Origin of the sequence: Sanguibacter massiliensis (genome assembly GCF_900240335.1) — a bacterium.
Taxonomy (GTDB): domain Bacteria; phylum Actinomycetota; class Actinomycetes; order Actinomycetales; family Cellulomonadaceae; genus Flavimobilis; species Flavimobilis massiliensis.
This window is the reverse complement of sequence record NZ_LT964980.1, coordinates 23,504-33,618: the sequence shown is the minus strand read 5'-3', so window position 1 is coordinate 33,618 and position 10,115 is coordinate 23,504. Positions and strand designations below refer to the sequence as shown.

Here is a 10,115-nt window from a genome sequence, read left to right as displayed (position 1 = left end):
TTTGGTCCCGCACACCTAGATTGAGCGCCCGACCCGCTTCGAGGATGTGAGCTGCGTTGACCAACTGGTCACGGCTGTACCCCGCGATTGCCTCATCGGGCACAGTGGCGGGGTCTACCTCTACAGGTTGGGTACGGACCGGGGTGCAGCCATCCTCAGCAGCAGCAGCAGCACTATCGGCGTCGTCGCCAGCGAGCATGAGGCTGAACACGACGCCGAACACGAGGACAAACGGCACCATCGCAATGCTGAGAACGGCGCCTGAACTGTTCGCGGCCATGGGTCAGCGGACACCGGCTGGAGGGGTGATCCGGCTGGCGAGCCAGGGAGATTCGGCGTCAGCGCGCGTAAGGACGAGGGTGTAAGTGCCGACGTCCGTGGGCACCTCGACGGACGCCACGTAGGCGCTCGTCTCGTCCGTCAGCGTTCCGGGGCCCGTGATCGCAGTAGCCGGCACGTTCGCCGGGTCGACGTAGGTGTAGTCCAGCTGCGCCTGCGGGGTCAGCAGAGGAGAGAGCTCTGCCCACCAGGTCTCCTGCTCGAGCGTGGGTCGCGCGAAGGCCGCCAGCGCATTCCGTGCCGCTTCGACGACCGCCGTGCGCGAGGGGATGTCCCAGGTCGGAACGGCGTGCGGTGTGATCGTCTCACGGGTGTCCTCGTCGACGATGCCGTTCGGTGCGGACACGGCCTGGGTCTCTTCAGTCGTCGTCGGCGTGGGCGGGCGAGATGAGGACGGGCTCTCTCCCTGCCCGGTGCACGCCGTGAGGGCTAGGACCGCCACGACAACGAGGGTCGACCTGCCGGACCGCCAGCGGTCCCTAGCGTTCAGGCGTCCGCTGACCACCCTGTTGCGGTCGGTTCGATCCATCTCGCAGTGCCTCCTTGAGGTCGTCCCGAAGGATGACCCAGACGCTCCCGAGCTTGTAGCCGGGGATCACGCCGTCGCGCAGCCAGTTGTAGACGCTCTGCTTCGTCAGGCCGAGCAGCTCGGCCACCTCTCCGACGTCGAGCGTGTTGTTCAGCCCCTCGAACAAAGCGTCAAGGGGCTCGGTCACTGGGCGTACCTGCGGAGATTCCTGCACGAAGCAAGCGTAGCCCGAGCGGTTGCCGTAAGAGGTGACCACATCATATACACAAGTATCACTCGGTGTCGCATCAGGTCCGCTGCGGTTGGCAATATCACTACACACAGCTACGCTGGATCGAAAGGGACCGCCCGGGTGATTATGGATAGGGGAGTCATGTCTCGCGACCTGAACGAGTGGCTTTCTCAGCCGACGGCACCGGAGCCAGCCACGATTCTCGGCGCGCCAGCATCGGTGGTCCCGGTCACGGGCCCTATCGCCCCGCAGGAAGGAGTCCCGGCTCCCGATCTGGTCGATCAGCTGCCGAGCTTCTCTCAGGCTCACAGCGCGGAGCTCTGGTGGCTCGGCGCGCACGGCGGTGCGGGTGAGACGTCCCTGGCTTCGCTCGTGCCTCAGTGGCCGGCAGCCAGCCATGGGTGGCCCTACGTGCCTGGTGCAGCTGCATCGCGCGTCGTCGTCGTCGCACGCACGAATGTTCGTGGTTTACGTGCCGCGCAGCACGCGGCGGCCCAGTGGGCATCAGGCCTCGTACCGCATGCCCAGGTCCTCGGCCTAGTGATCGTCCCGGACACCCCTGGCCGTCTCCCGCGACCTCTGCGCGATCTCTCCCGACTTGTCTCCGGAGGCTTCCCGCGCACCTGGACCGTGCCGTGGGTCGAGTCATGGCGGATGGGGGAGCCCCCTGCTCTCTCCACCGCCCCACGCGAAGTTCGCCGCCTCGTCGACGACCTTCGCTCGCTTCTTCTCCCCGGTGCCGCCGGCACCACCAATTGAAAGGAACTCAGTCTAGTGAGTGCACTTCACAGCATCGTGAGCGTCGCCCTCGACGCAGTCGCGGTCCTGCCCATTGCCATTCCAGATGACATTCCAGACCCCATCGCCACCCAGCCTCCGGGCACCGAGGGCTTGACCACGATCATGGGATGGTTGAAGTGGGTCGCGCTGGCGGTCTGCATCGCCGGCCTGATCATGGCTGGCGCCCTCATGGCGATCCAGTCCCGCCGAGGCGAGGGCGGCGAGCACGCTGGCAAAATCGGCATGGCTCTGGGCGGCGTCATCGTCATCTCTGCCGCAGCTGCCCTCGTCGGCTTCCTGTCCTGACTGGCAGTTGAGATGACCCTCGACGACGAAGAACAGCAGAGCCCGTTCACCAGACCCGGCTTCATCGCCGCGGCACTCATCGTCGCAGTGGTGGCGGTGCTCGGAGTCGTGCTCGCGATCGCGAACATGAATCGCGATGACGAAGCCACCACCGCGCCACCTCCCACGGCGAGGGGGAGCAGTTCTGAACCTTCGGCAACGGAGACGACGATCGCAGCGCCCGTTAGCGACGCAAGCGTTTGTGGACTCGCCGGGGAGGTCTTGAGCGGCACCCTGACGACCGCGCCGGCGGCTGACTGGAAGTTCCACGGCGCCATCGCCTACCCAACCTCCACGACACACGGGCCGGGAAAGAAGGACCCCGCGGGGTTCCACTACTGCTTCCAGCACTCGCCAGAGGGAGCGCTGTTCGCAGCCACCTACGCAGCGACTGTGGCGGGCGACCCGACGGTCGTTCCTGCATGGGTTCAGTACTTCGCGGCCCCCGGCCGTCATCGCGACGAACTGATCCAGGAGGCCGGCGCCCCCGAGCAGACGGCCGATATCCGCTTCCGGGTAGTGGGTTTCCGCCAACTTTCCTATGACGGTGAGGCCGCGAGCATCGATGTCGCCATGGTGGCCTCGATTCAAGGGCAGAACGTGACCATGTCCGCTGTCTATCCACTCGTGTGGGCCGACGGTGACTGGAAGCTCAACACCGACACCTCGACGCCGGGAAGTGTTGTGAGCATCCCTGACCTCACTGGTTACACCGTCTGGGAGCAGTGAGATGTGCTCCCCTCTGAAGTGGGCCTTGAGCCCCAGCCGGTGTGCCGCTGACGCTGCATCGAACGCGCTGGGTGATGCGATCGCGAGCATGGCGAATGCGGTCATGGAGGCATTCGGGAAGGCTATAACGTCACTGGGAACCGTATGGGTTCATATCGGCACCCCGAACCTCACCGGTGACGGTGGCTCTTCGGCAATCACTGCGGGCACCTCCGCACCCGACTCGGCGAACCTCACGACAGCCTTGGGCTACGTCACATGGATCAGCCTCGCTGTCGCAATCATCTCGCTAATCGCCCTTGGAGCGATGATCGCGACACGGGTACGGGCCGGGGAGGGTATCGCTGCGGTCGGAAGAGTTGGACTAGTCCTGTGTGCCGTCGTCCTGGTCTCCGGGGCTAGCTCACTTGTGGCAGGACTGATGCCCTCCGGGCCGCAGGCAGCGGGCGGCGCGGTGGCATTCCTCCAGTCAGGGCTTTGGTGGTACATGGGTGCCTTCGCCGTGCTCGGAGTGATCATCGGCGGCACTCGGATGGTTTGGGAGCAGCGCGCAGAACCGGGCCGCGAAACCGTCAAAGGCTTGCTCACCCTGATTGTCACCGCAGGTGCAGGCGTGACGATCGTTGGGCTACTCGTCACGGCCGCAGATTCCTTCTCCGTGTGGCTCATCAACAGCTCGCTGGTGTGCGACGTTGCCACTCCGGGATCGGCCTGCTTTGGCGAGAACATGATGACGCTGCTCGCGATCACGACAAATCCCGCCACCGGGGGTCTCGGCCCACTGCTCATCATCATCCTTGGCCTGGTCGCGGTGCTCGCAGCGGCGATTCAGATCGTGCTCATGGTCGCCCGCGGTGGCATGCTCGTGATCCTCACGGGCATCCTTCCCCTCTCGGCGTCCTTCACGAACACGGAGATGGGCAAGACTTGGTTCAAGAAGTGCATCGCCTGGCTCATCGCCTTCATCCTCTACAAGCCCGCGGCTGCGATCGTCTACTCGGCGGCCTTCCAGCTTGTCGGAACCGAAGTGTTCAGCGACGACGGCACGGGCCTGCTCGCGGTCCTCACGGGGCTGATGCTGATGATCATTGCGCTCTTCGCTATGCCGGCGCTCATGCGCTTCGTGACTCCGATGGTCGGGAGTACCGCTGGGGGAGGGTCGGGCGGGCTTGCCGCTGCCGGGGCGATTGCAGCTCTTCCGGCTGGTGCAGCGGGCCTCGGACGGCTTGTCTCTAGGCTCGCCAACTCAGAGACATCTGGGCGCAACGGGGACCCTACGCCACAGCGACCACCTGAGCCGAGCGGCAGTCAGACGTCTGGTTCCAGTCCTCAGAGCGGTCCGTCCCCGCAGAGTGGCACTACCGCTGGGCAAGGCGCTTCTTCGAACGGAGCTGGCGCCGGCGGCGCAGCGGGAGGCGGCGGCGCAGCGGGAGGCGGCGCAGCGGGAGGCGGCGCAGCGGGAGGCGGCGCAGCGGGCGGCGGCGCAGCGGGCGGCAGCACGGCAGCAGCGGGCGGCGGCGCAGCAGCCGGAGCCGCGGCTGGTCCCGTAGGGATCGTGGCTGGTGCCGCGCTCGACGTGGCCAAGAAGACAGGGAAGGCGGCTGCAGGAGCCGCACACCAGATCGGCCAGGACGCAACGGGCGAAGGAGGCGGTCCAGATGGCAGTGGCCGTTGATACCAACAGAAGTGCACGAACCTACGGCAACTGGCGTCGGCCTACGTCACCGGGCTTGATGGGACTTGGCTCTGTCGGCACGGTCGCTCTCCTTGGCGGACTGATCGTCGTAGTGGTCACGGTGATGATCGCTGGACTTCTCGAGGCTGTGGTGATGGCCACCGTGCTCGGTGTTGGGATGCTCGCCATCGTCGCGAAGGACGCCCACGGCAAAAACGCACTGAGCAGGGGTGGTGCCCGAGCCGGGTTCTGGGCTGCGCGCTCGCGCCGGTCCAACATCTACAGGTCGGGGCCGTTGGGCCATGCTCTGTGGGGCACCTACCAGTTGCCGGGGATCGCAGCGCCGACGCGTCTGTCTGAGCACCTGGACTCCTACGGTCGTCCGTTCGCCCTGGTCCACACCCCCGCGACGGGCTCGTTCGCCGTGGTGATCGGGACCGAGCCGGATGGAGCCGCGCTCGTCGACCAAGAGCAGATCGACGTGTGGGTAGCAGACTGGGGCCATTGGCTCGCGAACCTCGGTGATGAACCCGGTGTCGAGGCAGCCTCGGTGACGATCGAGACCGCTCCCGACTCTGGGACGCGGCTGCGCCGCGAGGTCGCATCGAACCTTGATCAAGACGCGCCAGCGTTCGCCCAGGCAATGCTCCGGGAAGCGGTCGCGCATTACCCGGCAGGCTCGTCGACCGTGAAGGCCTACGTGGCCATCACGTTCACCGCTGCGCAGCGCTCTGGTGGCCGCAAGAGGCCCGCAGAGGAGATGGCTCGTGAGCTCGCGGCTCGCCTTCCGGGGCTGACTGGGACTTTGCAGGCTACTGGTGCAGGTGCTGCGCACCCGCTTTCAGCACAGGAACTGTGCGAGACGATCCGCATCGCCTACGACCCGGCCGCGGCTGGCCTCATCGACGAGGCGCACGCCGCCGGCGAGTCGCTTGAGTTCATTTGGCCCGACGTCGGGCCATCTGCCACGCAGGCATCGTGGGATGGGTACCGACACGACTCGGCATACTCCTGCACATGGGCAATGACTTCCGCCCCGAGAGGTGCCGTGCAGTCCGGCGTGCTTGCCCGTCTGCTCGCGCCACACCGGGATATTGCGCGCAAGCGCGTCACGCTGCTCTATCGTCCGCTCGACGCTGCGAAGGCGGCTGCGATCGTCGAGGCTGATCTGCGTGCAGCGGAGTTCCGCCTGACCGCGACGAGCAAGCCCGCGGCTCGCGATTCGCTCGCTGCGCGGTCGGCGGCGGCAACCGCGAGCGAAGAAGCTTCCGGTGCGGGCCTCGTGCAGTTCGGAGTGCTCATCACCGCCACCGTCGCGAGCCTCGACAAGGCTTCCGACGCCCGCGCCGCAATCGACAACCTCGCAGCCACGGCACGCCTGCGTGTTCGCCCGGTCTACGGGTCGCAGGACTCGGCTTTTGCAGCGGCGCTGCCGCTGGGCCTCGTGCTACCGAAGCACATCAAGGTGCCGACCGAACTGCGGGAGAAGCTGTGAAGCGCCGCGGCATGTCCAAGCCGCGTTCGACTGTGCCGAAGCGGCCGCCGATGCGCGGGTGGCTCGGGCCTGGGCGGGGCGAGTCGTTCTATGTGCAGCAGGCGGACGAGTGGCGCGGCACGACGGTGCAGGTGTGCGGCCTGTGGCCGTTTGCGATCGGCACCGGCACACCGATGATTGGTGTACCGCTCGGCCGGCACATCCACACCGGCGCAACGCTGTGCTGCGACCCCATCAGCTGGTTCCAGCGAGCCAAGCTCATCAGCAACCCGTCCGCGTTCGTCCTCGGCAAGCCAGGTCTGGGGAAGTCGACCCTCGTACGTCGGATGGCCGCGGGGCTCGCTGGCTACGGGGTGATGCCACTGGTCCTAGGCGACCTCAAGCCTGACTACGTCGACCTCATCGAAGCGCTTGGAGGTCAGGTCATCACCCTGGGACGCGGCCGCGGCTTCCTCAACATTCTCGACCCGGGCGAGGCGACGGAGGCCGCTGTGCGCCTGCGTGATGCTGGCTTCGAGAAGGAGGCGGCGCAGGTACTTGCAGATGCTCACGGGCGCAGACACACGATGGTCTCCGCACTGCTAACGATCCTGCGCGCGACCCCTCCGACCGACCGTGAAGAGACGATCCTCGATCGGGCCTTGAAGTGGCTCGACGAGCACCATGAGGGCGTGCCGGTCCTCGGCGACCTCCTGCGCGTGATCCAGGAGGGCCCACCGGAGGTGCGCGCGGTGGCGCTGGACCGCGGGGTCGATGAGCGATACCAGGCGATCACCGAGAATCTCGAGGCATCCCTCATCGGTCTAGTGGGCGGTGGACGCCTGGGCGAGACATTCGCGCGACAGACGACGAACCCGATGCGCCGGGATGCACCGGTCGTCTACGACGTCTCCGCGATCGACGACTCCGAGATGGACTTGCAGGCGGCCACACTGCTCGCATGCTGGTCGGCTGGGTTCGGCACGGTCAACGTCGCCAACGTGCTGGCCGACGCCGGCCTCGAACCTCGTCGGCACTACTTCGTCATCCTCGACGAGCTCTGGCGAGCACTGCGCGCAGGGCGCGGCATGGTCGACCGTGTCGACGCACTCACCCGCCTCAACCGCCAGCGCGGCGTGGGCATGGCGATGATCTCCCACACGATGAGCGACCTGCTGGCACTGGCCAGCGAGGAGGACCGTATGAAGGCGCGGGGGTTCGTCGAGCGTTCCGGCATGGTGATCTGCGGCGGTCTGCCATCTGCCGAGATGCCGCAGCTCACCGCCGCAGTGCCGTTCTCACAGGCAGAGCAGAACCTCCTCATCGGATGGCAGGACCCGCCCGCCTGGGACCCGATGACCGGTCGTGAGGCTGAGCCTCCGGGGCGCGGCAAGTTCCTCGTCAAGGTCGGGGGGCGCCCGGGCATCCCGGTCGACGTGCAACTGACCGACGTCGAGCGGTCGATCAACGACACCAACAAGCTCTGGCACCAGCAGTCGCGCGTCGGACGCCGCGCGGGATCGACCCAGGTGGGAGTGGACTCATGAGCATCCCCAACAACCGCCGTCGCGACCCTGGCGGTCTCTCCGGCGAGGTGGCACTGCTGTGGGCCGGGATCTTCCTGGTCGTGCTCGTCGTCGGCTCGGTGTACGCCGCGATGCACCTAGGCCACAGGATCGCCGGCACCCGCCTCGAGGTGCCGGCCGATCCGTTCACGGTGATGTTCGGTGTGCTCGGTGGCGACCTTGCATGGCCTGGCGCGGCTGGGGGGTGGGTCCTGGGAGGCTGCGCCGGCACGCTGGTCATCCTCGCGGGGATCGTGGCGTTGGCATTCCGCCGGCTCAACGGCGGTCGTTCCCGTGTCGACCGGGCAGCGTCGTACATGGGGCGCGGTCGCGACGTCGCGGACCTCTCGCGCAAGAGCGCCCAGGCGAAGGCAGCACGCCTGGGCGTCACGGCGTCGCCGGGTGTGCCCATCGGTCGCGCGGTGGGGACGGGCCAGTGGCTCTTCGGATCGTGGGAGGACATGCACATCGACGTCTGGGGACCTAGGACGGGCAAGACGACGTCGCGTGCCGTGCCAGCGATCCTTGAGGCTCCCGGTGCGGTGCTGGTGACGTCGAACAAGCGCGACGTCGTCGACGCGACGCGCGACCCGCGCGCAGCTCGAGGCCCCGTGTGGGTTTTCGACCCACAGGCGATCGCACTCGAGGAGCCCACCTGGTGGTGGAACCCACTGAGCTACGTGACCGACGAGGTGCGGGCCGCAAAGATGGCCGAACACTTCGCCTCGGGATCCCGCGATCCGGGCGCCAAGACCGACGCCTACTTCGATCCCGCCGGCCAGGATCTGCTTGCCGGCCTCCTCCTCGCTGCGGCGCTCGACCAGCGGCCGATCACGGACGTCTACACGTGGCTGACGCGGCCGACGGACGAGACTGCTGTCGATGTACTCCGCGAGCACGGATTCTCGCTCACCGCCGACCAGGTGGCCGGCGTCGTCGCAGCCCCAGAGAAGCAGCGCGGTGGCATCTACGGCACGGCGATGCAGATGGCGTCGTGCCTCACGAACCGGCAGGTGGCCGCGTGGGTCACGCCCACCCCCGGCGACATGCGCCCGCAGTTCCGTCCGGAGGACTTCGTGCGCGCCGACGGCGGCACTCTCTTCTCCCTCTCGAAGGAGGGCCGCGGCACCGCCGGCCCCCTGGTCACGGCCCTCACCGTGGCCGTGGTCGAGGCCGCAGAAGAGCTCGCAGCGCGCTCCGCAGGCGGCCGTCTGGCCACACCGCTGCTCGGCGTGCTCGACGAAGCGGCCAACGTCTGCCGGTGGCGTGAGCTGCCGAACCTCTACAGCCACTATGGATCGCGCGGCATCGTGCTGATGACGATCCTGCAGTCCTGGTCTCAGGGCGTCGAGGTCTGGGGCGAGTCGGGCATGAAGAAGCTCTGGTCGGCCGCCAACGTCAAGGTCTACGGCGGTGGCGTCAGCGAAGGCACCTTCCTCGAGGACCTCTCGCGGATGGTGGGCGACTACGACCGTCTGTCCTCGTCGACGTCGCATGGGCGAGGGCACCGCACGGTGTCTCAGCAACTACACCGAGAGCGCATCCTCGACGTCGCCGACCTCGCGGCGATGCCCAAGGGCCGGGCCCTCGTCATGGCCTCGGGCTCGCGGCCTACCCTCATCCGCACCGTTCCCTGGATGGCCGGCAGTCATGCCGCTGCTGTGACGGCCTCGATCGCTGCGCACGACCCGCAGGCACCGCGCACGATCCACCAGGCCCAAGAAGTCGCTGATGTGGACACCGCAGACGAGCCGGTGGATGCCTCGTGAGTGACATCGACGACTGGGGCACGGACGACGTCGAAGCCGAGCAGACCGAGGCCTCCACTCCCTCGCTCTACTTTGGGTCCGTCGACGAGTTCGTCCGCGAGTACCTGCGCAACGTCTACCGACGCAGGATCGACGGGCGACACCGGTGCTGGGCTGGCCGCTGGTGGGAGCACGACGAGGGGATCATCCGCCTCGAGGCGCTCTGGCGTGCCTGGGAGCACCTCCGGCTCGACCCTGCTACCGGGATGAGCGTGTGGTGGCGGGACCACGCCGACCCTCACATGGCCGCGCTGATGGACCCTGACGGACCGTTCGCGACCGCCACGGAGGGCGAGGAGAACACCTGCCGGAAGGGCGACCCGCTGCCGTATGTCGCTCCGCCCGCCGGTATGTTTCCCGACGTCCGTTAATCGGCTTCTCAACCCGGCTGGGTTCAGCCTCCTGGGCACACACATGCTGGGCTGGGACGGGGTAACGCATGCCCATCCCAGCCCAGCATGGCGACGCTAGACACGCTGAGCGATCGTTCCCCCTGGGTCACCGTCGGCGCGGCCCTTGGTGACAAACCGACCGCTGCTCGCGCTGCGGTAGACGGTCCTCTTGTTGCCCGTTCCACCGCCGACGCGCTCAGTCGTCGTCTTGCCCGGCCAGCGAGCAGCGGCCGCACGAGAGACGAAC

The 10,115-nt window shown here is 67.3% G+C and carries 10 protein-coding genes and 1 pseudogene; 8 read left to right on the top strand and 3 right to left on the bottom strand.

The features are described 5' to 3' along the window. The 3 genes and pseudogenes from C1729_RS14835 to C1729_RS15130 form a co-directional block, all read right to left on the bottom strand. Window positions 1–280 (bottom strand): annotated as a pseudogene (locus tag C1729_RS14835) (M23 family metallopeptidase); the annotation flags it as partial. A gap of 3 nt (window positions 281–283) precedes the next feature. Further along, window positions 284–685 (bottom strand): hypothetical protein, encoded by a 402-nt coding sequence (locus tag C1729_RS13940; protein WP_242493917.1) that lies wholly within the window; start codon window positions 683–685, stop codon window positions 284–286. Window positions 686–818: 133 nt separating this feature from the next. After that, a complete protein-coding gene (locus tag C1729_RS15130) occupies window positions 819–1,055 on the bottom strand; it encodes a helix-turn-helix domain-containing protein (RefSeq protein ID WP_242493916.1) in 237 nt (78 codons plus the stop codon). Between the two features lie 171 nt (window positions 1,056–1,226). Here C1729_RS15130 and C1729_RS15300 point away from each other — a divergent pair, with 171 nt between their 5' ends. The 8 genes from C1729_RS15300 to C1729_RS13895 all read left to right on the top strand — a co-directional run bounded on the left by C1729_RS15300 (window position 1,227) and on the right by C1729_RS13895 (window position 9,847). Beyond that, a complete protein-coding gene (locus C1729_RS15300; RefSeq protein ID WP_340637960.1) occupies window positions 1,227–1,859 on the top strand; it encodes a DUF6668 family protein in 633 nt (210 codons plus the stop codon). Between the two features lie 36 nt (window positions 1,860–1,895). Then, window positions 1,896–2,186 (top strand): hypothetical protein, encoded by a 291-nt coding sequence (locus C1729_RS13925; RefSeq protein ID WP_242493915.1) that lies wholly within the window; start codon window positions 1,896–1,898, stop codon window positions 2,184–2,186. Between the two features lie 12 nt (window positions 2,187–2,198). Further along, window positions 2,199–2,954, top strand: a complete 756-nt coding sequence (locus tag C1729_RS13920; RefSeq protein WP_102510746.1) for a DUF8175 domain-containg protein — start codon at window positions 2,199–2,201, stop codon at window positions 2,952–2,954. A gap of 88 nt (window positions 2,955–3,042) precedes the next feature. Next, entirely contained in the window at window positions 3,043–4,629 is a 1,587-nt protein-coding gene (locus C1729_RS14825; protein ID WP_207204674.1) for a TrbL/VirB6 family protein, read from the top strand. Continuing rightward, a complete protein-coding gene (locus tag C1729_RS13910) occupies window positions 4,613–6,124 on the top strand; it encodes an SCO6880 family protein (protein ID WP_207204673.1) in 1,512 nt (503 codons plus the stop codon). Before C1729_RS14825 ends, C1729_RS13910 begins: the two co-directional genes overlap by 17 nt. A gap of 11 nt (window positions 6,125–6,135) precedes the next feature. Continuing rightward, entirely contained in the window at window positions 6,136–7,650 is a 1,515-nt protein-coding gene (locus C1729_RS13905) for an ATP-binding protein (protein ID WP_102510751.1), read from the top strand. After that, window positions 7,647–9,437: a type IV secretory system conjugative DNA transfer family protein gene (locus C1729_RS13900; protein ID WP_102510744.1), complete on the top strand. Its 1,791-nt coding sequence runs from the start codon at window positions 7,647–7,649 to the stop codon at window positions 9,435–9,437. The genes C1729_RS13905 and C1729_RS13900 overlap by 4 nt, the downstream gene beginning before the upstream one ends. Beyond that, on the top strand, window positions 9,434–9,847 hold the full coding sequence (locus C1729_RS13895) for a DUF4913 domain-containing protein (RefSeq protein WP_102510743.1): 414 nt from the start codon (window positions 9,434–9,436) through the stop codon (window positions 9,845–9,847). Before C1729_RS13900 ends, C1729_RS13895 begins: the two co-directional genes overlap by 4 nt. Window positions 9,848–10,115: the final 268 nt, after the last annotated feature.

Bases quoted from the DNA above. Each gene is read 5' to 3' on its own strand.
- C1729_RS15300 (WP_340637960.1), top strand. From the start codon at position 1,227: ATGGATAGGGGAGTCATGTCTCGCGACCTGAACGAGTGGCTTTCTCAG.
- C1729_RS13920 (WP_102510746.1), top strand. From the start codon at position 2,199: ATGACCCTCGACGACGAAGAACAGCAGAGCCCGTTCACCAGACCCGGC.
- C1729_RS14825 (WP_207204674.1), top strand. From the start codon at position 3,043: ATGGCGAATGCGGTCATGGAGGCATTCGGGAAGGCTATAACGTCACTG.
- C1729_RS13910 (WP_207204673.1), top strand. From the start codon at position 4,613: ATGGCAGTGGCCGTTGATACCAACAGAAGTGCACGAACCTACGGCAAC.
- C1729_RS13905 (WP_102510751.1), top strand. From the start codon at position 6,136: ATGTCCAAGCCGCGTTCGACTGTGCCGAAGCGGCCGCCGATGCGCGGG.
- C1729_RS13900 (WP_102510744.1), top strand. From the start codon at position 7,647: ATGAGCATCCCCAACAACCGCCGTCGCGACCCTGGCGGTCTCTCCGGC.